This window comes from Streptomyces sp. NPDC001380 (assembly GCF_042895785.1).
Classification (GTDB): domain Bacteria; phylum Actinomycetota; class Actinomycetes; order Streptomycetales; family Streptomycetaceae; genus Peterkaempfera.
Genome location: NZ_JBIAWP010000006.1, coordinates 122,876 through 145,738, shown reverse-complemented (window position 1 = coordinate 145,738; position 22,863 = coordinate 122,876). Strand labels below are relative to the sequence as shown.

Sequence of the window (22,863 nt, the reverse complement as noted above, 5' to 3'; positions counted from 1 at the left end):
TCTAACCCTTCATGCGAGACGAAGCGGTTGACCAGCGGTCTGACTAACCCTTACAGTCCACGGAAAGGGTTACACCTGGACGCGAGGAGAGCAGCCATGAAGTCCCTGCGGACCGGCCACGTCGGCCTCAACGTCACGGACCTCGACCGGTCCACCACCTTCTACCGGGACCTCCTGGGCCTGGAGCACTCCGGCGGGAGCACGGAGCCCGGCCGCCGCCACGCCTTCCTCTCCCGCGAGGGGCGGCTGGTGCTCACCCTGTGGGAGCAGAGCGAGGGCGTCTTCCCCACCCGCTCCCCCGGCCTGCACCACCTCTCCTTCGAGGTCGACACCCTGGAGGAGGTCCGCGCCGCCGAGCGGCGCCTGCGCGACCTGGGCGCCGGCCTCCGGTACGAGGGCGTCGTCCCGCACCGCGAGGGCAGCGCCTCCGGCGGCGTCTTCTTCACCGACCCGGACGGGGTCCGGCTGGAGGTGTACACCGCCGCGGGGGTCGACGGCACCGGCGCCGAGGCACCGGTCGCCGACGCCCCCACCTGCGGCTTCTTCTAGGCCGGGGCATCTGCCGTGACCGTCGCCCCTTTCCACCCCGGCGAGCGCGCCGTGCAGGCACGGGCGGGCGTCCTGGACAGCGCCGACCACGTCGGCCGGTCCGTCCGCTCCACCGTCCCGCCGGTCGCCGCCGCCTTCCTGGCCGACCGCCGGATGCTGGTCCTGGGCGCCGCCGACGGCGCGGGCCGGCTCTGGGCCACCCTGCTGACCGGGCCCGCCGGCTTCGTCACCGCCCCGGACGAGCACACCCTCGCGGTGGCCGCCCGGCCCGGGCCGGGCGACCCGCTCGCCGAGGCGCTCGCCGGACCGGCGAAGGTCGGCACCCTCGCCCTGGACCCGGCGGGGCGCCGCCGGATGCGGGTCAACGGCCGCTCCCGCCCGCACGGCGGCGGGCTGCTGGTCGACGCCGACCAGGTCTACGCCAACTGCCCCAGGTACATCCAGCGGCGCCGCACCCTCGAGCCGGCCGGGCCCGCCTCCGGACCCGTGCCCGCGCGCGGCCCGGCGGTACGCGGCACCTCGCTCACCGCCGACCAGCAGTCCCGGCTCGGCGCCGCCGACACCTTCTTCGTGGCGACGGCCGACGGCCGGGGCGACGCCGACGCCTCCCACCGCGGCGGCAACCCCGGCTTCCTGGAGGTCCTGGGCCCGGACCGGCTGCGCTGGCCCGAGTACCCGGGCAACACCATGTTCATGACCCTGGGCAACCTGGAGGTCAACCCGGCCGCCGGCCTGCTCCTCCCGGACTGGGCGGGCGGCGCCGCCCTGCTGCTCTCCGGCACCGCCCGCACGGTGCACGGCAACCCCTCCGGCGGCACGGCCGTCGAGTTCGCGGTCACCGACGTGGTGGACCTCCCCGGGGCGAGCCCGCTGCGCTGGTCCGACCCGGAGTACTCGCCCGCCAACCCGCCGGTGGAGCACTGACCGGCGGTCAGGCCCCCGGGACCTCCGCGTGGGCGCGGACCCAGGCGTGCATGGCGACGGCGGCGGCCGCACCCGCGTTGATGGACCGGGTCGAGCCGAACTGGGCGATGGAGCACACCAGCGACGCCTGCTCCCACGCCTCCTCGGTGAGGCCCGGCCCCTCCTGGCCGAAGAGCAGCACGCAGCGGCGCGGCAGCTCGGTCGACTCCAGCGGGACCGCCCCCGGCAGGTTGTCGATGCCGACGATCGGCAGGTCGCGGGCGGCGGCGAAGGCGGCCAGCGAGGCGACGTCCGGGTGGTGGCGGACGTGCTGGTACCGGTCGGTCACCATGGCGCCGCGCCGGTTCCAGCGGCGGCGGCCCACGATGTGGACCTGCTCGGCGAGGAACGCGTTGGCCGTCCGCACCACCGAGCCGATGTTGAAGTCGTGCGACCAGTTCTCCACGGCGACGTGGAAGGAGTGGCGGCGGGTGTCGAGGTCGGCGACCACCGCCTCCCGGGTCCAGTACCGGTAGCGGTCGACCACGTTGCGGCGGTCGCCGTTCGCCAGCAGCTCCGGGTCGTACCGGTCCCCCTCCGGCCATGGCAGCGGGTGCGGGCCGACGCCGACCTCCCGGCCGAAGCCGTCGTCGTACTGCTCGCCGTCGTGCCGGTCGCCGTCGTGCCGGTCGCCGGCGTGCCGGTCGGCATCGTGCCGGTCGGCGTCGTGGGGGCGGCCCCCGTGCGGGGCTCCGTCGTCCTGTCCGGTGGGGGTGCTGCTGCTCACGCCACGAGGGTAGCCGGGGCCGCTCGGGCGCCCTCAGGACCGCATGGCCCGCAGCACCTCCGCGAGCTGGCGCGGGGTGCCGTAGACGCGCTGCTCGGGGACGGAGTAGAAGAGCCGGCCGGTGTCGACGGGGCCGGTCCCGGAGGCGTCGCCGGCGGTGCGGTGCCCGGCCGCGGCGCCCTCGTTGACCCGCCGGGCGACGTCCACCGGCTTCACCGGCGCGCAGCCGCGGACCTCCCGGCTGCCGCAGATGCCGACCCGCCGGGCCTCCGGGCAGCGGTAGTACGGGCCGAAGGGCGGCCCGCCCGGCCCCTCGGCGTCCGGCGGGCAGATCTCCATCGCGCCGTGGCGGCAGTGGACGGTGCCGTCGGCCATGAGGTGGATGCCGTCCTCCACGGTCCCGTCGAGCCGGGCCACCACCTCCACCCGGGGGCCGATCGCCTCGGCCAGGGTCTCGGCCATCCGCGCCTGCTGCGCGGCGGTGCCGGTGTCGCCGCGGCGGACGGACGGCAGCAGCTCCCGGGTGACCCAGGCCCGGAAGGACTCGGCGTTGGGCTTCCGGGAGCGCATGACCAGGGTGTAGAGGCCCGGTTCACTGACCAGGTTGAGCCTGGGATTTCCTCCTTCGTAGCCACTTCGACCTGCATCGACACCGCAACCCTCACTTGAAGTGAGGGTCACCGAGCGCATGTCGAGGGTGCGGGCCTCGTCGGGGCGGACCAGCCTGCTGGCCCAGCTCGGATTGCCCCGGTCCAGAACCTTGCAGACGTCCGCCGTGGCGAACCACGGCTCACCCGCGATCACGACCACCCGGACCGGCTGCCCGGTGACGGGGAAGGTGGAGCGCAGCAGGACAGGGCTGTCGTCGTCGGCCATCAGGGCACCCGCTTTCTCAGGAGCGTACGTCCGCCCTGGTCAACGAGGTCATGGGGATGGCGTGGCGCTTTCGGCGGGGCGCTCGGTCGCATATGCCCGGCGCACGAGCCCGGCGGCCCGCCCCCCGGCCCGGAGCAGGAAGCCGGTCGGGAGGAAGACCGCGTCCGCCGAGATCATCGCCAGGGAGAAGATCGGCAGGCCGAGGGTGACCGCGATGGCGGCGTGCTCGGTCATCATCAGCGCCAGCAGGACGTTCTTCACCCGCCGGTTGGCCAGCGTGAACGGGAAGGCGACCTGGACGGCCACCGTGCCGTACGAGATCAGGAAGACCGCGACCATGTTCCCGGCCAGCAGTCCGGCCAGCCAGGGCCACGGCGTGAAGTAGTCCAGGTGGAGCGGGTAGTACAGGGCGGTGCCGTCCTGCCAGCGGGAGCCCTGGACCTTGTACCAGCCGGCCGTGGAGTAGATGAGGCACACCTGGGCGGCGATGACCAGCATCGCGCAGTTGTGCAGCACGGTGGCGCCCGCGTCGAGCAGGGCGCGCAGCTCGTGCCCGGGCAGGCGGCGCCCGACCGCGTACCAGGCGCCGTGGCAGGCCCACATCGCCCACAGGACCGAGCCCCAGCCCAGGTGGGGCCAGGTCCCGGAGGTCATGGCCAGGGAACCGCGGTCGAAGCCGGAGAGCTGCGCCGCCGCGAGCAGCACGCCCAGGACCGACCAGAGCACCACCCCGGTGCGCCCCGCGCCGGGGCCGTGCAGCCGCTCGCGCCGGGAGTCCAGCGACCAGACGCGGCCGCAGCGGGTGAAGACCAGGTAGACCGCCATGAGGTGGATGACGTTGTCGCCGCCGTCGCCGACGAAGACGTCGCGGTTCTGGACGGAGAGCACGCCGAGCATGAAGAGCACGGTCGTCGCCCGGGTCCGCCAGCCGAGGACCACGGCGACGGCGGCGGCCAGGGCCGCGTGGTAGACGAGCTCGAACCACCAGCGCCCGGCGGACCAGGAGAGGAGGGTGAGGGCGTGGTTGTCGGCGAGCAGCCGCCGGAGCATGTCCGCGCCGAGCGGCGAGCGGTCGCCGTAGAGGACGCGCCGGTCGGGCCACTCGCGCAGCAGGAAGACGGTGAAGGTGAGGCCGAAGCCGATGCGGACCACGGCGGCCTGGTAGGGGCCGAGGACGCGGCCGGTGAAGGCGTCGAAGGCGGCGGCGAGGCTGCGGCCGGCCCGGGGGAGGGGGCGCCGCGCCGGGGGACGGGCGGTGCCGCCGTCCCCGGCGGCCCGGGGCGCGGGCAGCACGGCCGACGCGGGGGCGGCGCCTTCCGGTGCGGCGGCGGCCGGCGGCACGGCGGCGGGCCGGCGGGCCGCGGGCACGGCGGGGGCGGCGGCCGCCGCCGTGCCTGCGGGGGGCGCCGCGGGGGGCGTCGCGGGGGGCGTCGCGGCGGATCCGGTTTCCGTGTCCATCTCAGAGTCCCGTGTAGTCCTCGTCGGTCACCGGCCACCACGGCGCCTCCCGGTAGGAGGGCGCGGTGGACCACTTCTCGGCGGACCACGGCGGCGGGGCGACGTTGGAGGTGGCGGAGCGCACCTGCACCTCGATGACCTGCTCGCCGTGCCGCTCGCGGCCGACGCGCTGCAGCACGACCCGCTTGAGGTACTCCTGCAGCAGGTCCCCGCGCGGGCCCTGGGTGCTCGCTCCCTTGTCGTCGTGGGAGTCGCTGTACACGTCCCAGGCGCGGCGCAGGAGGTTCTGCTCGACGTGGCCGGGGGCCGGGTTGTGGCGGATCGCGGCGGCGTCCTGTGCGGTGAGGCCGATCCAGTCGCCGGTGTGGTGGCTGCCGTCGGGGCCGAGGGTCTTCACCCGGGCCTCGACGGCGATGTTCTGCTGGAGCGGGTTGGGGGCGAAGAGCTTCCAGTTCTGCTCGAACTCGGGGTAGACCCAGGCGTCGACGTCCTTCTGGTAGCGCTGGGAGACCGAGTTGGACGGGGCGACGTGCAGGAAGACCGCGGCCAGGTGCCACGCGGCGGCGGTCGGGAGCAGCACGGCGACGAGGCAGAGGACGGCGAGGGCGGGGGCGGACCAAATACGGCCGGCGGGGGCCGCCGGGACCTCGGCCGCCGGGACCGCGGCGGCCGGGCCCGCGACCGGTGTCCCCGGGCCATCCGGCGCGTCGGCCCCGTCGGGCGCGTCGGGCGCGTCGGGCGCACCAGTCGTGCCGGGCGGATCCGGGGTGCCGGGCCCGGAGGGCCGGGCGGCCGGGTGCTCCACCGGCCCGTCGGGCGCGGCGTCCGGCTGCCCGGGCACCGCGCGGCTGGGCTGCTCCATCACACTCCCGGACACCTCACCCGCTCGCCTTGCGTCCCCGCACGGTACCGAGGAGGCGGCCCGGGCGACAGCGCCGGGGAGGTGCCCGTCCGTTCCGTCCGGCTTTGTCAGGCCCGGTGCTCGTAGCGGAGCAGCCCCTCGCCGTCCCTGCCCACGTACCGGTAGCCGACCCGCTCCAGCACGCGCTGCGAGGGCGTGTTGCCGGACTCGACGGCCGCCTCGACCACGGCGACCGCCTCGGCGGAGGCCAGCGCCAGGGCCGTCACCAGCCGGACCGCCTCGGTGGCGTGCCCGTTGCCGCGGGCGGAGGGGGCCAGGTCGTAGCCGATCTCGACGCGGCCGCCCTGCGGCACGCCGTGGAAGCCGATGCCGCCCACGGCGGCGCCGTCGCTGCGGCGGACCACCGCCCACATCCCCCACTCGGGCCGGTACAGGCCGGCCGCGGCGGCCTTCGCCAGCATGCCGGCGGCGTCGCGGGTGCCCTCGTACGGGCCGTCGGCCACCCAGGGGATGCCTCCGGTGCCTCCGGCGTGCAGGTCCGCGGCCTCCTCCGGGCCGATCGCCCGCAGCTCCACCGCCGCCCCGGCCGTGTCCGCCGTGTCCGCCGTCTCCGTCGTGCCGGCCATGTCCGCTCCCCGTGACGCGTGCGAGATCCGCCGCGGCCGGGCACGGCCCGGCCGCCGGATGATCGACAAGTATGCCCCCGGACAGGGAGGCCCGGGGGCGGATCCGCGGACGGCGGGGACGTGCGGGGCCGCGGCCGTCCGCGGTGCGCCGGTCAGAGCACGTAGGGCTCGGCCCCGCCGGTGGCGGCCATCGGGCGCCCGGCGGACGCCCAGGCGTGCATGCCGCCGTCGACGTTGACCGCGTCGCGGCCCTGGGCGACCAGGTACTGCACGACCTGGGCGGAGCGACCGCCGACCCGGCACAGCACGTACAGCCGGCCGTCGGGCAGCTCGCCGAGCCGGGCGGGGACGTGGCCCATGGGGACGTGCAGGGCCCCCTCGACGTGGCCGGCGTCCCACTCGTCCTGCTCGCGGACGTCGAGCAGTGCGGCGCCGGCCGGTACGGCGGCGGCGTCCACGGAGGGGACCTGGGAGCGGAACATGGGCGGTTCTCCTGGGGTTCGACGGGTCGCGTCCGCCCATTGTCGCCCGACCGGACGGACCACGCGGGCCACCCGGCCCCGCCCGCACCGGACGGGACAGGCGGACCGGGCGGACCGGGCGGGCAGGACGGACCGGAACAGCGGCACGGGCCGCAGCAGCCGCACGGGCCGCGCGGCCCGCCCGCTCACCCTGCGGGGCCGAGCAGCCGCTCCAGTTCGGCCTGCCGGCGGGCGGAGCGGGCCAGCAGCTCCTCCGCGATCTCCTCCAGCAGGCGGTCCGGGTCGTCGGGGGCGAGCTTCAGCAGGCGGCCCATGGGGCCGGACTCCAGCCTCACCTGCTCCTCCGCCAGCTGCTCGATCCGGCGGACCAGCCACGCCAGGCGCTGGTTCAGCCAGGCGGTGCGGTCGGGGGCCTCCGGCTCGGGCGCCGCCCCGGGGGCGGCCGCCCACTCCGCGGCGAGGGCGTGCAGCGCGGCCTCGTCGCCGCGCGCGTAGGCCTCGTTGACACGGGCGACGAAGGCGCTGCGCCGCTGCTGCTCCGCCGGGTCCGTGCTGAGGTCGGGGTGGGCGCGGCGGGCCAGGTCGCGGTAGAGCCGCTGGACCTCCCGCGACGGGCGCACCCGGCGCGGGGCCTCCGGCCGGGCGGCGGCGTCCGCCCCGGCCGGGCCGCCGAACCCGCCGAACCCGCCGAGGCCGCCGGCCCCGCCGAGGTCGGGCATCGGGGTGACGGCGCTGCGCGCCTCGTAGGCGCGGCGGATGTCCTCGGCGTCCCCGGTGCGGGCGGCGACGGCCTCGGCGATCAGCGCCTCCAGCTCGTCGAGGTGGACGTACATCGGTCCCAGGCGCTGGTGGTGCAGGAGGGCGAAGTTGTCGATCTCGACCCGGAGGGTCTCGACCTCGATCTCCAGGTCGACGAGGGCCGCCTCCACCGCGGCCACCTTCAGTTCGAGGGCCTGCTCGTCGGGGTCCGTCCAGCGGACCGGGCTCTCCGCGGTCACGTGATCGCCTCGCTGCTCCACTCGTCCGGCCGGGGCGGCTCCTCACCCTACACAGCGGGGCGCGGCCCGCCTGCCGCCGTCACGGCGGGCGGGACCCAGCGGACCGGCGGCCGACCGGCGGCGGACCGGCGGCGGACCGGCGGGACCCCGGGACCGTCGTCACACACCGGTCTCCGCGGGGAGGCGGCCGGTGCGGACGGCCGCCGCCAGGTCGGCGTGGTCGGCCTCCGTGCGGTCCGCGTAGGCGACGGCGAAGGCCGCGACCGCCTCGTCCAGCACCTCGCCGCGGCCGCAGTAGCCCGCGATCGCGCCCGGGTCGGCGGTGTGGGCGTGGGCGCGGGCCAGCAGGGCGCCGGTCATCCGGCCGTAGTCGTCGAGCTGGTCGGCGGGCAGTGCGCCGGGGTCGACGCTGCCCTTGCGGTTGCGGAACTGCCGCACCTGGTAGGGCCGCCCCTCCACGGTGGTCCAGCCCAGCAGGACGTCGCTGACGACCTGCATCCGCTTCTGGCCGAGGACCACCCGCCGCCCCTCGTGCTCCCCGGGCCCGGGGACGGGCAGGCCGGCCCGCTCCAGGTGGGGCAGCAGCACGGACGGCCGGGCCTCCTTGACCTGGAGCACCAGCGGCTCGTCCCGGTGGTCGGTGAGGAGCACCACGTAGGAGCGGGTGCCGACGCTGCCGGTGCCGACCACGCGGAAGGCGACGTCCTGCACGGTGTGGCGGGCGAGCAGCGGGTGCCGGTCGGGGGCGAGGGCGGCCGCGTACGCGGCGAGGGAGCCGGCGACGGCAGCGGCCTCCGCGTCCGGGACCTCGCTGAGCACCGGCGGGGCGGCGGTGAGGCGCCACCGGCCGTCGGCGGTCCGCCGGGCGGAGCGGGCGGCGAAGCGGGCGCTGGTGTTGCGCTGCGCCTTGACGGCCACCCGCTCCAGGGTGCCGGCGAGGTCGTGGGCGTCGGCGTGGGAGACGAGGCTCTCGTCGGCGATGGCGTTCCAGGCGTCCATGGCGGACAGGCCCGCGAGCAGGCGCATGGTGCGGCGGTAGGCGCCGGCGGCGTCGCGGGCGGCCGTCCGGCAGGCGTCCTCGGAGGCGCCGCACTCGCGGCCGGCCAGGACGAGGCTGGCGGCGAGGCGCTTGAGGTCCCACTCCCAGGGGCCGGGCACGGTCTCGTCGAAGTCGTTGATGTCGATGACCAGCGCGCCGCGGGCGTCGCCGTAGAGGCCGAAGTTGCCGGCGTGGGCGTCCCCGCAGAGCTGGGCGGTGATCCCGGTGACGGGCGTGGCGGCGAGGTCCGCCGCCATGAGGCCCGCCGAGCCGCGCAGGAAGGCGAAGGGCGAGGCGGCCATCCGGCCGGTGCGGATGGGGACGAGGTGCTCCAGCCGGCCGGCGTTGGACTCCTCGACGGCGCGGACGGCGTCGGGCCGGCCGGCGGCGGGGGCGAAGCCGGCGTGGCGGCGCCGGGGCACCCGCTTGCGGAGCGCCCGGCCCTCGGCCCGCGCGGACCCGTCCGGGGGCCGCGGCGCGAAGCCGTCCACCGCGAACCCGCGCCCCGCCCCGTGCCGTCCGGGCCGTCCGGGCCGTCCGGGCTGCAGTACCCCCACGTCCGCTCCCCTGGCCGTGCCGTCTGTCGGCGTGCAGGGTATCCGGGCGGCCGGGACCGCCCGCGGCGGGGCCGGTGCCGGGGGTGGAGGCCCGCCCGGCGGCCGGCCGGCACCCGCCCGGGAAGGCCGCGGGAGGACGGCGGGAGGACGGCGGAAGGGCGGCAGAAGGGCGGCGGAAGGACCACGGAAGGACGGCTGAGCAGCCGCGGAGCGGCCGCGGGACGGCGCAGGGAAGGGCCCGCGCCGGGGCCCGCGGGGCGCGAAGCGCGGCGCGCGGCGGACGACACGCAACGGTGCGGCGACAATTGTGCCGAATCGCGGGCAGCACCGGCCTGGTTCGTGCTTGCCTGGAATCCGCACGGGTCCCCCAGGCGACACGGCCGGGCCGAGGTGACCCGGGGAGGGCCGGACGGCCAGGCGGGAGCAGACTGACCCCATGGTGGAAGAGGGCACGGTGCCGGACCCACGGCCGACCGCACCGACCGCGGAGCCCGGGCCCCCGGTCGCGCCTGCCCCTGCCGGGGTCGTCGCGCTGGTACGGCTGGCATCCCTGGTGGTCGACCCCGACGGCGTCATCGCGCACTGGAACCGGCCCGCCGAGGAGCTCTTCGGGCACCGCTCGGACACCGTCTTCGGCCGTTCCGCGTCCGGCCTGCTGCCCGTCCACGAGACCCGCCCCGGCGCCCTCTCCCCCGGCCGCGACATCGACGCGCTCGCCCTGCTGGAGGAGCGGGTCTCCGCCGACGGCTGCTGGGCGGGCGGCCTCCCGGTCGCGGACCGCGAGGACCGGGTGCGCGACGTGCTCTGGTGGGCGTACCGGGTCGCGGAGCCGTCCGGCCCCGGCCTGCTGGTGTTCGCCGCCGACGCCCGCCCGCTGCGCGGCGGTCCGCGGCTCGCCCTGGGCTCGCGGCTGCTGCCGTACGCGGCCGTGCCCCCGCAGGGCGGCCCGCTGCGGATCGCCGCCGACCTGTGCGCGCCGGAGGTGCACCGCGCTCCGGGGATGCGGTCGAGGCTGGCGTCCGTGCTGCCGCGCACCGGCGAGGAGCGCCGGGAGCGGCTGCTGCGGCAGATCGGCACGGCCGGTGCGCCCGCGCTGCGGGTGGACGGCTCCGCACCGGTGCCGGTCCTGCCGTACGAGCCTCCGGAGGCGGCCGGCCAGCGGATCGCCGCCGGGGTGGGCCGGCGCTACCCCACGGCGCAGCAGCGCGCAGCCCGCGCCGTGCGGGCGCTGCCGCAGGACCGCAGGCCCTCACCCGTGGTGACGCCGGGCCAGCAGGCCTCCGACCGGGCGCTCCCCGGGCAGGCGGCGGTCGGGCAGGCCGCCGCACCCGGCCAGGCGGTGGCGGGCTCCCCGGGCCGGACGGCCGGGAGCCAGGCGCGCGCGGGGCAGGCGCTCGCGGGCCGCGCCCTCCCGGACCAGGCGGCCGCGTCCGGCGGGCCGGCCGCACCGGGGGTGTCCGGCCCGGGCGCGTCCGGCCCGAGGCCGTCTGCGGGCGGCCCCATCGGGGTGCGGATGGTGGTGCCGACGGGCCACGCGGCGCTGCCAGGACCGCGGGACACCGCGCCGCCGTCCGGGGCGGGCGGCGCGGCGCCGGGCGCCGCGGGGCCCGCCCGCGGGGCGGCGCACCTGCTGCCGCTCCTGCACACCGGACCGGGCGGCGAGCAGTTCGCCCTGCTCAACGAGGCCGGCGCCGAGGTGGGGACCACCCTCGACCTGGACACCACGGCCCGTGAGCTGTGCGAGGCGCTGGTGCCCCGCACCGCCGACTTCGCCTGCGTGGACCTGCTCGACGGCCTGATCTCCGACGGCGAGCTGCCCGAGGAGCTCCCCGACGACCGGACGACCCTGCGCCGGGTCGCGGTCGTGCACAACGAGGAGGCCGGCCGCTGGGACCACGTGCTGGTGGAGGGCAGCCTGCTGGCGATGCCCCGCAGCACCCCGCCCGGCCTGGCCCTGCAGTCGAACCAGCCGGTGCTGGTGCCGGTGTTCGACGCCGACCTGGCCGCCGAGTACGCGGCGGCGCTGGGCAGCCCCGGCCTGGTGCCGCTGGTCTCCGGGCGGTCCATGCTCGTGCTGCCGCTGGCGGCGCGCGGCACGGTGCTCGGCATCCTCAAGCTGCTGCGGCTGCCCGACCGGGCCGCCTTCGACGAGAACGACGCCGCGACCCTGCGGGAGCTGGCCGCCCGGGCCGCCCTGTCGCTGGACAACGCCCGGCTGCACCGCGCCGAGTCCAAGGTCGCCACGACCCTGCAGCGCAGCATGATCCCCACCCGGCCGCCGCGCATCCCCGGCGTGCTGGTCGCCCACCGGTACATGCCGGGCAACCGCAGGGCGCAGGTGGGCGGCGACTGGTTCGACGCGGTGCAGCTGCCGGGCAGCCGGGTCGCGCTGGTGGTGGGCGACGTGATGGGCCACGGTCTGCACTCCGCGGCCGCGATGGGCCGCTTCCGCACCGCCGTGCAGACCCTGGCCGCCCTGGACCTGCCGCCCGGCCAGCTCCTGCGCCACCTGGACAACCTGGCCCACCGGCTGGGCGACGACCACCTGGCGACCTGCCTGTACGCGGTGTACGACCCCATCAACCGCACCTGCACGCTGGCCAACGCCGGGCACGTGCCGCCGGTGCTGGTGCACCCGGACGGCCGCAGCGAGCTGCTGGAGCTGCCGGAGGGCGCGCCGATCGGGGTGGGCGGGGTGCCCTTCGTCGCCAAGGAGATCAAGGTCGAGGACGGCTCGATGCTCGTCCTGTGCACCGACGGCCTGGTGGAGGTGCGCGGCGGCGACATAGGGGACGGCCTGGCCGCGCTCTGCGGGAACCTCATCGACCCGCGGCGCACCCCCGAGGAGGCCTGCGACACCGTGTTGGCGCGGCTCCACTCGGACGACCGCAAGGACGACGTGGCGCTGCTGGTGGCCCGCTTCGACGGGGTGGCCCCGCAGGACGTGGTCACCTGGCGGCTGCGGGTGGACCTCGCCGAGGTGGCGCGGGCCCGCACGCTGGTCCGCGACCAGCTGGCGGCGTGGCGGCTCGACGGCCTGGCCGACACCGCGCAGCTGCTGGTCAGCGAACTGGTCACCAACGCGCTGCGGGTGGCCCGGGACAGCGTCCAGCTGCAGCTGATCCAGGTGGACAAGCTGCTGGTGGAGGTCAGCGACGACGACCACAACCTGCCGTCGCTGGAGCCGTCGGGCCACCTGGACGAGGACGGGCGCGGCCTGAGCCTGGTCAGCCAGCTGTCGTCCCGCTGGGGCACGGCCCGCAAGGCGGTGGGCAAGGTCGTCTGGTTCGAACTGCCGCTGCCGCACCGCCCCTGACGCCCCCTCACCGGCGGGGTCCGGCCGCGTCCCCGCAGCGGCGGTCCGGGTCCCGGACCGTCACGCAGCGGCCGCCCCGCCGCACCTTCGGTTGCCCTGTGCAACTCATACTGGGCGGTGTGACAGGCGACAGCGACAGCGACCGGCGGGCGGCCGCCGGGCCGGCACGCGACGAGGCGGTCGACGCCATCCACCGCGAGCTCACCGCCTTCGCCCGCCGCGCGCGGGCCAGGACGGCCCGGCTGCACCCCGACCTGTCCCTGGTGACCTACAGCATGCTCGACCACCTGAAGGAGAGCGGAGGCTGCCGGGCCACCGACCTCGCCGCCCACTTCCTGCTGGACAAGTCGACGGTCAGCCGCCAGACCGCCGCGCTGGAGCGGCTCGGCCTGGTCGTCCGCGAGCCCGATCCGGACGACCAGCGGGGGCAGCTCCTGCGGCCGTCCGAGCGCGGCCTGCGCGTGCTCGCCGACGCCCACGAGCAGCGGCGCGCCTCGTTCGCCGAGCGGCTCGCCGGCTGGGACGACGACGACCTGGAGCGGCTGGCGGAGTACCTCCGGCGCTACAACGCCGCAGGCTGACGCCCCGGCGGACCCGCACCCGGGCGGCCCGGCGGCGGGTCCGCGCCGCCGCAGCACCCGCACCCGGGACCGGCCGCACGCCGGGGCGGCGGCCCGCGGGGCCGCCGGCCCGGAGGGGGCGGCACGGGGGCGGCCGGCCGGGGCGGCGGCGCAGCGGGCGGCCGGCCTGCGGCCCGCCCCGGCCCGAGCCCGCCCGGTGCCCACGAGGGGTGCCCGCCGCAGAAATCCCGGACCGCCGTCTTCCCCCGCCCCCCGTGGACCCGTCACGATCGGGACTGCCGCGCCGTGCGCGGCACCCCGCCCCGCCGCAGCTGCCTGCCCGGTCCCGCCCCCGCGCCCCCGCCGGCGGGCGGCGGCCGGAGCAGGAGGAGGACTCGCCGTGCATCCCCCCGTGGCGGGCTCCCGGGCATCCGCCCGGCGAGCCCTCTCGACGTCCGCCGGACCGCCCCGCTCCGTCCACGGCATTCCCGCGCCCCGGTCGGCGGGGCGGCAGCGCCGCATGGTGATGGCGCTCGCCGCCCGCCCGGGGTCGGTGCCGCTCGCCCGGTCGGCCCTGGTCCGGCTGCTCACCGCCTGGCGCGCCGACCCGGGGTGCGACGCCGCGGCCGGCGCCGCCGTGGTGCTGAGCGAACTGGTCACCAACGCCGTCCTGCACGGCACCGAGGGGGGCGGGGGCACGGGCGGCGCCGGGGGCGCGGACGCCGCCTCGGTCACGCTGTCGGTCTCCCTGGGCCCCGCGCACGGTCCGGACGCCCTGTCGGTCCTGCGGCTGTCGGTGCACGACCCGGGGGCCGACCGTCCGCGGGTGCGCCGCGCCGGGTCCGACGAGGAGCACGGCCGGGGCCTGCTGCTGGTGGCGTCCCTCGCCGACCGGTGGGGGTGCGATCCGCTGTCCGGCGGCGGCAAGCAGGTCTGGGTCGAGCTGGACCTGCCGGCCCCGCAGGCCTAGGCGGCCGCCCGCCCCTCACCTGCCGCTCCCCGCACCCGCCGCTCCCCGCACCGTCCGGCCCGGGACCGTCCGCCCGGCCGGGCGGCACCGGGGGTGCGTCCGCCGGAGGGGGTGTTCAGGGGATCACCGCGCGGGCCCGCGGCCCGCCCGCGGCGCCGGCGGCGCCCGCCAGGGCAGGCACCCGCGGCCCGTAGCCGCCGACCACCTCGCCCAGCGCGGCGGCCAGCAGGGCCGCCGCGACCGCCGCCAGGTGCTCCGCACCGGCCAGGTTGGGCAGCAGCACGGCCTCGGACGTCATCAGGACCACCACCGCCCCGGCGGTGCACCAGGCGCGCGCCCGCCACGCCGTGCAGATCGCGAGGGCGACCACGGCGGCCGAGGGGCCGCAGTCGCGGACGAGGGCGTCGGAGGGCGCCAGTCCGAGCGGGGTGTCCGGGCCGAGGTCCATGGCGAGGCGGGCGTAGAGGGTGCCGGCGAGCGTCCCGGCGTACGCGACCAGCAGGGTGACACGCCGGCCGAGGACGGTCTCGGCGAGGCCGAAGACGACCAGGACCTGGGCGAACGCCCCCCAGACGGGCAGGTCGAGGGCGGGGACGAAGAGGGAGAGCGGGGTGCGCAGCAGGGAGACCTCCAGCGGCTGCACCCCGCGGACGACCCCGACGCGCTCGACCAGTGCGGCGCCGCCGGGCAGGTGCTGGAGCAGGTCGAAGAGGAGGACGAGGCCCGCAGCCGTGGCGGCCAGCGGCAGCGCCGCGGCCCTCCTGCGCGCGAGGTGGCCGCGCACCAGGGACGCCAGCCTCCCCCACTCGGCGGCGGCGGCCCGGCGCACCAGCGCCTCCGGACCGCTGCACCGCACGCCCCCCGTGCGGGTTCTCAGGTTCACGGACACCTTCCCGAAAGGTCCGAGGCTGCTGGGCTTCCCTGCTGGACCGCGCCGCGGCGGACCGCCTCCGTCCTGAGTACCCAGGCCCGGATCGTCCTGAGGGTGGAGGACCCCTTCACGACCCTGAAGGGTGACGGTCCCTCCGCCCCCCGGCGGAGGAGCCGCCACACGTCGGTGCGGCACCCGGATGCCCCGGTGCCTCGCGCGGGTCGGCCCGTGTGACGCGGCGTCGGGCCGTCCGCGCCCTGCGGTGTCCCCCTCCGGCACGCTCCCGCGGCCGCCCGGAGCCCCCTCCCGTGCGGGCCCGTGGCCGCCGGGTCCCCTTCCGTCGGGTCGCGGCGGAGAGGCCCCGGTACGAACCGGGCTACGGGGTCAGGGGTACGACACGCGCCGCCTCCATGCTGCCGTCGCGCGGCGCCGCGGATGTGACCCCCCGCGGCGATTCACGCCCCCGCCGTTCGGCGGGGGCGGCTCCACCGGGGGCTGGAGGGACGGGGGATCCCGTGCCCTCCTAGGCTCTTGGGGACCCCCGCGTCCCCGTGCCGGGCGGACCGGGCCGACAGCCGCCCGCCGCGCGTACCGCCCCCGGACCCGCAGGACCCGCAGAAGCCACGGACCGCAGACCCGCAGACCCGCAGACCGCAGGCCCGGCAGACCGCAGACCCGCAGGCCGGCCGGACCCGCCGCCGGGCGCCGCACGCCCGGCGCGCGCCGCCCGGCGCGACCGCTCACCGAAGGAGGCACCCGTGCCGATCCCCGTCGTCATCGTGGACGACGAGGTCCTGGTCCGCTCGGGCCTGGGACTGATCGTCGGCTCCGCGCCGGACATCGAGGTGGTCGCCACCTGCTCGGGTGCGGCCGCGGAGGAGTCGGTGCGCATCCACCGGCCCCGGGTGGTGCTGCTGGACATCCGGATGCCCGACGTGGACGGCATCACGGTGCTGCGGCGGCTGCGGGCGCTCCCCGAGCCGCCCGCCGTGTCGATGCTCACCACCTTCGACACCGACGAGTACATCGGCACCGCGCTGCGGGCCGGCGCCGCGGGCTTCCTGCTGAAGGACACCGCCCCCGACCAGCTGGTGCACGCGGTGCGGGTGCTGGCCGGCGGCGGCAACATCCTCTCCCCGGCGGTCACCGCCACCGTGATCGGCGGCTACGTCGGCGGCGGCGAGCCCGACGCGGAGGCCGCCGCCCGGGTGCGCTGCATGACCTCGCGCGAGCTGGACGTGCTGGCCCTGCTGGGCGAGGGCCTCTCCAACGCGGAGATAGCCGACCGCCTCTTCCTGGGCACCGGCACGGTCAAGGACCACATCAGCGCCATCCTCGGGAAGCTCGGGGCCACCAACCGGGTGCAGGCCGCGGTCATCGCGCACCGGGCGGGCCTCGCGCGCGGCCAGGGGAGCGCGTCGTCGTGACGGTGGACCAGGGCCGGGCGGCCGCCCGGACCGGACGGGCCCGCACGCTCCCCGGCACGCGCGGCGGGCGGACGCGGGCGGGCAGCCTGTGGTCCGGACGCACCTGGACCCGCCGCCCCTGGGTGCGCCGGCTGCCGACCGTCTCCCTGGTCCTGCTGTCGCTGCTGGACGCGACCCTGGTCGACGACCTCTCGCGGTCCCTGCAGACCGCCGCCTGCGTCCTGGCCGCCCTGGCGCTGTCGGTGCGCAACCGGCTGCCGCTGACCGTGATGCTGCTCACCCTGCCCGCGGCGTTCATCAGCTTCGTGTGGATCGCGCCGATGGCCGCCGTGTACACGGTCGCCGCCCGGCGCCGCTCCACCGCCTCCACCGTGCTCGGCGCCGCCCTCTTCGCGCTGGTGGAGTTCTTCCACTGGCCCTTCGCCGACTGGTGGCCGCTCATCCTGACCCGGGACACGGTCCTGTACGCGATCCAGTGCCTGATGGTGGCCGGCGGACCGGCCGCCCTGGGCCTGCTGGTGCGGACCCGCGAGGAGCTGGCGCTGCGGCTGGAGGAGCTGACCCTCGGCCGGCGGCGCGAGGAGCGGCTGCTGGCGGACCGGGTCCTGGCCACCGAGCGGGCCCGGCTGGCCCGCGAGATGCACGACGTGGTCTCCCACCAGGTGAGCCTGATCAGCATCCAGGCCGGGGCGCTGCAGGTCAGCTCGGCGGAGCCGGCGGCCCGGGACTCCGCGCGCACCATCCGGGAGCTGTCGGTCCGCACCCTGGACGAGCTGCGGCACATGGTGGGCGTGCTGCGGGCGGCGGGCGGGACCACCCGGGACCTCACCCCGCAGCCCGTCCTCTCCGACCTCCCCCGGCTGATCGGCGACAGCGGGCTCGACACCACCGCCGAGCTGGAGTGGGGCGGCCGCTCCTGGCCGGAGGCGGTCGAGCGGGCCGCGTACCGGACGGTCCAGGAGGCCCTGACCAACATCCGCAAGCACGCGCCGGGCGCGGAGGTGTCGGTGGCGGTGCGCGCCGACGGGGACCTGCTGCGGGTGGAGGTGCGCAACGGGCCGCCGGACGGCTCCGCCGACCCGCTGCGGCTGCCCGGCGGCGGGCACGGGCTGGTGGGGCTCCGGGAGCGGGCGCAGCTGCTGGGGGGCGTGCTGTCGGCCGGGCCCCTGCCGGACGGCGGCTTCGCGGTCCGCGCGGCGCTGCCGGTCCTGGCCGAGACGGCCCGGCCGTCGGCCGAGGGGCGCGACCGGGGCCGCTGAGCCGGTGGCACCGGCGGCCGGGGCCGGGCGGAGGCCGGGGGCGGGCCGTGCGGGGGCCTGAAGGGTGCGGCGCGGGGAGGGCGGAGAACACCGAAGGCCCCGCAGGTCTTCCGACCTGCGGGGCCTTCCGCTGTGCGCGAGGGGGGAGTTGAACCCCCACGCCCTTTCGGGCACTGGAACCTGAATCCAGCGCGTCTGCCTATTCCGCCACCCGCGCATGGGTGTTGTCCTCGATGCTACCGAACGGTCCTTCCGGGCTCCAAACCGGATCTCTCCGCTTCGGCGCCGTTCCGGGCTTCCTCTCGGTCGCTCCTTCCGACGTGGAAGACATTAGCACGTCAGGGGCCCGGCCTTCGAATCCGTTGTCCCGGGGCCCCCGCGCACCGGTCCGGGAAGCCCCGAGTGCCGCATCCGCCGAGCGGGTAGGGGGCCGGGGCGAGCGGAGACAGCACCCCCCACCGGCTCTACCATCGCTGCACGGGCACCGCGCGCCGGACCGCATCCGCACCGGGTCCGGGGCACGGGGCGTCCGCGCGGCCCGGCGGCGCGGCGTCGGGGGCGCCGGACGGGGCCGCGGTCCTCCGCTTCCCCGGCGGGCCCGTCGGCGGTGGCATCCTTCCGGTGGGGTGTGCGCAAGCACACCTGCCGGTGCAGCCCTGCCGGGGAACCGTGGGGATGCCCGCGACGTGGATACGATCAGTAGGCAAGTACGCAGTACGGACGGCAGCACAGACGGACGAAGTGAACCCTGAGGAAAGGGGGTGCCCCGTGGGAGTCCTGAAGAAGTTCGAGCAGCGACTCGAGGGTCTCGTGAACGGCACCTTCGCCAAGGTGTTCAAGTCCGAGGTCCAGCCGGTGGAGATCGCCGGCGCCCTCCAGCGGGAGTGCGACAACAACGCCACCATCTGGAACCGCGACCGGACCGTGGTGCCCAACGACTTCATCGTGGAGCTGAGCCCGCACGACCACGAGCGGCTCAGCCCGTACGCGGGGCAGCTCGGCCACGAGCTCGCGGGCATGGTCCGCGAGTACGCCGAGGCCCAGCGCTACAGCTTCATGGGACCGCTCCAGGTCCACCTGGAGAAGGCGGACGACCTCGACACCGGCCTGTACCGGGTGCGCAGCCGCACCCTGGCCGGGAGCGAGTCGCAGCAGCAGCAGCCCGACGGGTACGGGGCCGGGGCCGGCGGCTACGGGGCGGGCGCCTACGGGCAGGCCCCCGCGGCGCAGCCCGGCGCCGGATGGCAGCAGCCGCAGCCCGGCTACCCCGCCGCTCCCCCGCCGCCCGCCGCCCCGCCGCAGGCGCCCGGCGCCGGCGGCGGGAACGTCCGCCGGATGCCCGGCACCGGCGGCGCGCCCGGCGTCCGGCGCTGGATCGAGGTCAACGGCGTGCGGCACCAGCTCGTCGGCGCCGCCACGGTCCTCGGCCGCTCGACCGAGGCCGACGTCCGCATCGACGATCCCGGGGTCTCCCGCAAGCACGCGGAGATCCGTCCCGGTTCGCCCTCGATGGTCCTCGACCTGGGCTCGACCAACGGCATCGTGGTGGACGGACAGCACACCCAGCGCGCTACGCTCCGCGACGGCTCGCGGATCGTCGTGGGCAGCACCACCATCGTCTACCGGCAAGCCGAAGGGTAGAGCGGGGCACACATGTCAGAGCTGACCCTCACGGTCATGCGGCTGGGCTTCCTCGCCGTACTGTGGCTGTTCGTGATCGTCGCGGTCCAGGTGATCCGCAGCGACCTCTTCGGCACCAGGGTGACCCAGCGCGCCACGCGCCGTCCCGCCGCCGCCCCGGGCTCCGCCCAGGGCGCCCGGCAGCAGCAGGGCGCCCGTCCGCCGCAGCAACAGCAGCAGCCGCGCCGGGAGAACCGCCAGCGGCGCGGCGCGCCCACCCAGCTGGTCGTGGTGCAGGGCTCGCTGGCCGGGACGACGGTCGCCCTCCAGGGCCAGACCATCACCCTCGGCCGCGCCCACGACTCCACCATCGTGCTCGACGACGACTACGCGTCCTCGCGGCATGCCAGGATCTACCCCGACCAGGGCGGTCAGTGGGTCGTCGAGGACCTGGGCTCCACCAACGGCACCTACCTGGACCGGCAGCGGCTCACCGCACCCACGCCGCTGCAGCCGGGGACGCCCATCCGTATCGGCAGGACCGTCATCGAGCTGCGGAAGTAGTAGCGCATGAGGCATCGGACCACGTCCACCGCGAGTGACGAGGCAGCTCGAGGGGAGGCGCACGCCGCATGACCCTCGTGCTGCGCTTCGCCGCCGGATCGCACACCGGGATGATCCGGGAGCACAACGAGGACTCCGGGTACGCCGGTCCCCGGCTGCTGGCCGTGGCCGACGGCATGGGCGGCCAGGCCGCCGGCGAGGTCGCCTCCGCCGAGGTTCTCGCCACCCTCGTCCCGCTCGACGACGACATCCCCGGCGCCGACCTGCTCTCCCTCCTCGGCGACTCCGTCCAGCAGGCCAACGACCGGCTGCGGACGATGGTCGAGGAGGACCCCCAGCTGGAGGGGATGGGCTGCACCCTCACCGCCATGCTCTGGACCGGCCAGCGGATGGGCATGGTCCACATCGGCGACTCCCGCGCCTATCTGCTGCGCGACGGCTCCCTCAGCCAGATCACCCAGGACCACACCTGGGTGCAGCGGCTCATCGACGAGGGCCGGATCACCGAGGAGGAGGCGGGCACCCACCCGCAGCGCTCCCTGCTGATGCGCGCCCTCGACGGCCGCGGCCAGGCCGAGCCCGACCTGTCGATCCGCGAGGTGCGGGCGGGCGACCGGTACCTGATCTGCTCCGACGGCCTCTCCGGCGTGGTCAGCCACCAGACGCTGGAGGAGACCCTCGGGAGCTTCTACTCGCCGCAGCAGACCGTGCAGGAGCTGATCCAGCTCGCGCTGCGCGGCGGCGGCCCCGACAACATCACCTGCATCGTGGCCGACGTCCTGGACGTGGGCGACACCGACACCATGGCCGGGCAGGTCAGTGACACCCCGGTGGTCGTCGGCGCGGTCGCCGACGGGCCGCCGACCATGACCGCGCACCTGAACACCCCGGCGAGCCGCGCGGCGGGCCTCGGCCGCCCCGCGCCGCAGCCGGGCGGCGGCGACGGGCAGGACGGCTTCGGCGAGTTCGGCCCGGCGGAGGGCTACGAGGACTACGACGGCGGCTACGACCTGGAGAAGCCGGACCGCCGTCGGCGCGGCAGGGGCGCCCGCTGGTTCCGGCGCTCCCTGGTGCTGGCCGTCGCGGTCGGCCTGGTGGGCGGCGGCGCCTACTACGGGTGGCGCTGGACGCAGAAGCAGTACTACGTGGGCGCCGAGGGCGACCACGTGGCGGTCTTCCGCGGCCTCAACCAGAACCTCGCGGGCATCGGCCTCTCCTCGGTCTACAAGGACTACCCGTCGATCGAACTCAAGTACCTGTCCCAGCTCCAGCAGGACCAGGTGCAGAACACGATCGCGGTGGACGACGTCTCCGCCGCCATGAGCCGGGTGCAGAAGCTCGGCGACCAGGCGAGCGTCTGCCGGAAGGTCGCCCAGGGCGCGGTGCCGCCCGCCGCGGCCACCCCGACGCCGGCCCCCGCGCCGTCCCACCGCACCGCCAACCGCCCGAGCCCCGGGCCGAGCGGAACCGTCGCGGCCCGCGCCGCGTATGTGGAGAAGGCGGCCGCCAGCGCGACGCCGAAGCCGGGCACCGCGAGCGGTGCGCCCGCCCCGAGCAGGAGTCCGCAGCCCGTCCCGGGGCAGTCGGCGGGAGGCGGTGCCGGAAACGGCAGGCCCGTCCTGACCGCGTCGGAGCAGGAACTGGCGAAGTCGTGCACGCAGTAGTCGTAGGGGAGCGGCCCGCGCCGTGAGCAGTTTCGGATTGACCAACAGGACCACCAACACGACGACGATCACCCCGCAGGGTGCCCCCAACCGCCGCAACACCGAGCTGGTCATGCTCGCCTTCGCGGTGGTGATCCCGATGTTCGCGTACGCGAACGTCGGGCTCGCCATGGACGGCTCCCTGCCGGGCGGCATGCTCGGCTACGGCCTGGGCATGGGCGGCCTGGCCCTGGTGGCGCACCTCACGATGCGGCGCTTCGCCCCGTACGCGGACCCGCTGATGCTGCCCATCGCCACCCTGCTCAACGGCATGGGCCTGGTGATGATCTGGCGGCTGGACAGGGCCGGTCCGCTGATCCCGAAGAACTTCGCGGCGGCGCCCAACCAGCTCATGTGGTCGGGCCTGGGCATCGGCCTCTTCCTGGGCGTGCTGGTGCTGCTCAAGGACCACCGCATCCTCCAGCGCTACACCTACATCTCGATGGTGGTGGCCCTGATCCTGCTGGCCGCCCCGGCCTTCTTCCCGGAGCGGGCGGAGGACTTCGGCGCCAAGATCTGGATCCGCATCGGCAGCTTCTCCATTCAGCCCGGCGAGTTCGCGAAGATCATCCTGACTGTCTTCTTCGCCGGCTACCTGATGGTGAAGCGGGACGCGCTGGCCCTGGCCAGCCGCCGCTTCATGGGCCTGTACCTGCCGCGCGGCCGCGACCTCGGCCCGATCATCGTGGTCTGGATCATCTCCATCCTGATCCTCGTCTTCGAGACCGACCTCGGCAGCTCGCTGCTCTTCTTCGGCCTCTTCGTGGTGATGCTCTACGTCGCCACCGAGCGCACCAGCTGGATCGTCTTCGGCCTGCTGATGTCGGCGGCCGGCGCGGTCTTCGTCGCGAGCTTCGAGAGCCACGTCCAGACCCGTGTCAACGCGTGGCTGGACCCGATGGCGCCGTTCGGGCCGAACCCCCCTCCCGGCGCGACCGAGCAGATCGGCCAGTCGCTCTTCGCCTTCGGCTCCGGCGGCGTCATGGGCACCGGTCTCGGGGAGGGCCGCTCCTGGCTGATCCAGTTCGCCGCGAAGAGCGACTTCATCCTCGGCTCGTTCGGCGAGGAGCTCGGCCTGGCGGGGATCATGGCGATCTTCCTGCTGTACGGGCTGCTGGTGCAGCGCGGCCTGCGCACCGCGGTCGCCGCCCGCGACCCGTTCGGCAAGCTGCTGGCGGTGGGCCTCTCCTCCGCCTTCGCGATCCAGGTCTTCGTGGTCGCCGGCGGCGTCACCGGCCTGATCCCGCTCACCGGCATGACCATGCCGTTCATGGCGCAGGGCGGCTCGTCGGTGGTCGCGAACTGGGCGCTGGTCGCGGTGCTGCTCAAGATCAGCGACACCGCCCGGCGGCCCGCCCCGGAGCCGGCCCCCAGCCCCGACGCCGAAGCCACCCAGATAGTGCGGACCTGAGACCATGACCCACGTCGCGAGGAGG

General features: G+C 76.4%; 20 protein-coding genes and 1 tRNA gene. 11 read left to right on the top strand and 10 right to left on the bottom strand.

Going from position 1 to position 22,863, the window contains the following annotated elements; all coding sequences use genetic code 11:
- The first annotated feature begins 96 nt into the window (after positions 1-96).
- Both ACFY07_RS09980 and ACFY07_RS09975 read left to right on the top strand, forming a co-directional pair.
- The gene (locus tag ACFY07_RS09980) at positions 97-549 is read left to right on the top strand and encodes a VOC family protein (RefSeq protein ID WP_390868206.1); all 453 of its coding nucleotides are present in this window, start codon (positions 97-99) and stop codon (positions 547-549) included.
- Between the two features lie 15 nt (positions 550-564).
- Positions 565-1,473 carry a pyridoxamine 5'-phosphate oxidase family protein gene (locus tag ACFY07_RS09975; RefSeq protein WP_390868205.1) on the top strand — a complete coding sequence of 303 codons (909 nt, stop codon included), beginning with the start codon at positions 565-567 and terminating at the stop codon, positions 1,471-1,473.
- A 7-nt stretch (positions 1,474-1,480) separates the two neighbouring features.
- Here the strand turns inward: ACFY07_RS09975 and ACFY07_RS09970 are convergent, their stop codons facing one another.
- The 8 genes from ACFY07_RS09970 to ACFY07_RS09935 form a co-directional block, all read right to left on the bottom strand.
- Positions 1,481-2,239: a TrmH family RNA methyltransferase gene (locus tag ACFY07_RS09970; protein WP_390868204.1), complete on the bottom strand. Its 759-nt coding sequence runs from the start codon at positions 2,237-2,239 to the stop codon at positions 1,481-1,483.
- 33 nt (positions 2,240-2,272) lie between these two features.
- Positions 2,273-3,115, bottom strand: a complete 843-nt coding sequence (locus tag ACFY07_RS09965; RefSeq protein ID WP_390868203.1) for a Bro-N domain-containing protein — start codon at positions 3,113-3,115, stop codon at positions 2,273-2,275.
- Positions 3,116-3,163: 48 nt separating this feature from the next.
- The gene (locus ACFY07_RS09960; RefSeq protein WP_390868202.1) at positions 3,164-4,573 is read right to left on the bottom strand and encodes an HTTM domain-containing protein; all 1,410 of its coding nucleotides are present in this window, start codon (positions 4,571-4,573) and stop codon (positions 3,164-3,166) included.
- Position 4,574: 1 nt separating this feature from the next.
- A complete protein-coding gene (locus ACFY07_RS09955) occupies positions 4,575-5,435 on the bottom strand; it encodes a DUF5819 family protein (RefSeq protein WP_390868201.1) in 861 nt (286 codons plus the stop codon).
- A 107-nt stretch (positions 5,436-5,542) separates the two neighbouring features.
- Positions 5,543-6,061 carry a GNAT family N-acetyltransferase gene (locus tag ACFY07_RS09950; protein ID WP_390868200.1) on the bottom strand — a complete coding sequence of 173 codons (519 nt, stop codon included), beginning with the start codon at positions 6,059-6,061 and terminating at the stop codon, positions 5,543-5,545.
- 152 nt (positions 6,062-6,213) lie between these two features.
- Positions 6,214-6,543, bottom strand: a complete 330-nt coding sequence (locus ACFY07_RS09945; protein WP_230649172.1) for a rhodanese-like domain-containing protein — start codon at positions 6,541-6,543, stop codon at positions 6,214-6,216.
- 185 nt (positions 6,544-6,728) lie between these two features.
- On the bottom strand, positions 6,729-7,541 hold the full coding sequence (locus ACFY07_RS09940; protein WP_390868199.1) for a J domain-containing protein: 813 nt from the start codon (positions 7,539-7,541) through the stop codon (positions 6,729-6,731).
- Between the two features lie 159 nt (positions 7,542-7,700).
- On the bottom strand, positions 7,701-9,137 hold the full coding sequence (locus ACFY07_RS09935; RefSeq protein WP_390868198.1) for a DUF2252 domain-containing protein: 1,437 nt from the start codon (positions 9,135-9,137) through the stop codon (positions 7,701-7,703).
- 436 nt (positions 9,138-9,573) lie between these two features.
- Between ACFY07_RS09935 and ACFY07_RS09930 the strand changes: the two genes are divergently transcribed.
- The 3 genes from ACFY07_RS09930 (at position 9,574) to ACFY07_RS09920 (ending at position 13,983) form a co-directional block, all read left to right on the top strand.
- Positions 9,574-12,453, top strand: a complete 2,880-nt coding sequence (locus ACFY07_RS09930) for a SpoIIE family protein phosphatase (RefSeq protein ID WP_390868197.1) — start codon at positions 9,574-9,576, stop codon at positions 12,451-12,453.
- Between the two features lie 119 nt (positions 12,454-12,572).
- Entirely contained in the window at positions 12,573-13,034 is a 462-nt protein-coding gene (locus ACFY07_RS09925; protein ID WP_390868196.1) for a MarR family winged helix-turn-helix transcriptional regulator, read from the top strand.
- A gap of 379 nt (positions 13,035-13,413) precedes the next feature.
- The gene (locus ACFY07_RS09920; RefSeq protein WP_390868195.1) at positions 13,414-13,983 is read left to right on the top strand and encodes an ATP-binding protein; all 570 of its coding nucleotides are present in this window, start codon (positions 13,414-13,416) and stop codon (positions 13,981-13,983) included.
- A gap of 115 nt (positions 13,984-14,098) precedes the next feature.
- Here ACFY07_RS09920 and ACFY07_RS09915 read toward each other — a convergent pair whose 3' ends face one another.
- Positions 14,099-14,866 (bottom strand): hypothetical protein, encoded by a 768-nt coding sequence (locus ACFY07_RS09915; RefSeq protein WP_390868194.1) that lies wholly within the window; start codon positions 14,864-14,866, stop codon positions 14,099-14,101.
- A 746-nt stretch (positions 14,867-15,612) separates the two neighbouring features.
- Here ACFY07_RS09915 and ACFY07_RS09910 point away from each other — a divergent pair.
- Both ACFY07_RS09910 and ACFY07_RS09905 read left to right on the top strand, forming a co-directional pair.
- A complete protein-coding gene (locus ACFY07_RS09910; protein WP_390868193.1) occupies positions 15,613-16,281 on the top strand; it encodes a response regulator in 669 nt (222 codons plus the stop codon).
- Entirely contained in the window at positions 16,278-17,540 is a 1,263-nt protein-coding gene (locus ACFY07_RS09905) for a sensor histidine kinase (protein ID WP_390868192.1), read from the top strand. Before ACFY07_RS09910 ends, ACFY07_RS09905 begins: the two co-directional genes overlap by 4 nt.
- A 133-nt stretch (positions 17,541-17,673) precedes the next feature.
- On the opposite strand, the gene ACFY07_RS09900 is transcribed toward ACFY07_RS09905, so the two are convergent.
- Positions 17,674-17,757 (bottom strand) — tRNA-Leu (locus tag ACFY07_RS09900).
- 551 nt (positions 17,758-18,308) lie between these two features.
- Between ACFY07_RS09900 and ACFY07_RS09895 the strand changes: the two genes are divergently transcribed.
- The 4 genes from ACFY07_RS09895 (at position 18,309) to ACFY07_RS09880 (ending at position 22,838) form a co-directional block, all read left to right on the top strand.
- On the top strand, positions 18,309-19,181 hold the full coding sequence (locus tag ACFY07_RS09895; RefSeq protein WP_390868191.1) for an FhaA domain-containing protein: 873 nt from the start codon (positions 18,309-18,311) through the stop codon (positions 19,179-19,181).
- 12 nt (positions 19,182-19,193) lie between these two features.
- A complete protein-coding gene (locus tag ACFY07_RS09890; protein ID WP_390868190.1) occupies positions 19,194-19,724 on the top strand; it encodes an FHA domain-containing protein in 531 nt (176 codons plus the stop codon).
- 68 nt (positions 19,725-19,792) lie between these two features.
- Complete coding sequence (locus tag ACFY07_RS09885; protein WP_390868189.1) at positions 19,793-21,388, top strand: PP2C family protein-serine/threonine phosphatase; 1,596 nt, start codon at positions 19,793-19,795, stop codon at positions 21,386-21,388.
- A 22-nt stretch (positions 21,389-21,410) separates the two neighbouring features.
- Positions 21,411-22,838, top strand: coding sequence for an FtsW/RodA/SpoVE family cell cycle protein (locus ACFY07_RS09880; protein WP_390868188.1), 1,428 nt, complete (start codon positions 21,411-21,413; stop codon positions 22,836-22,838).
- Positions 22,839-22,863: the final 25 nt, after the last annotated feature.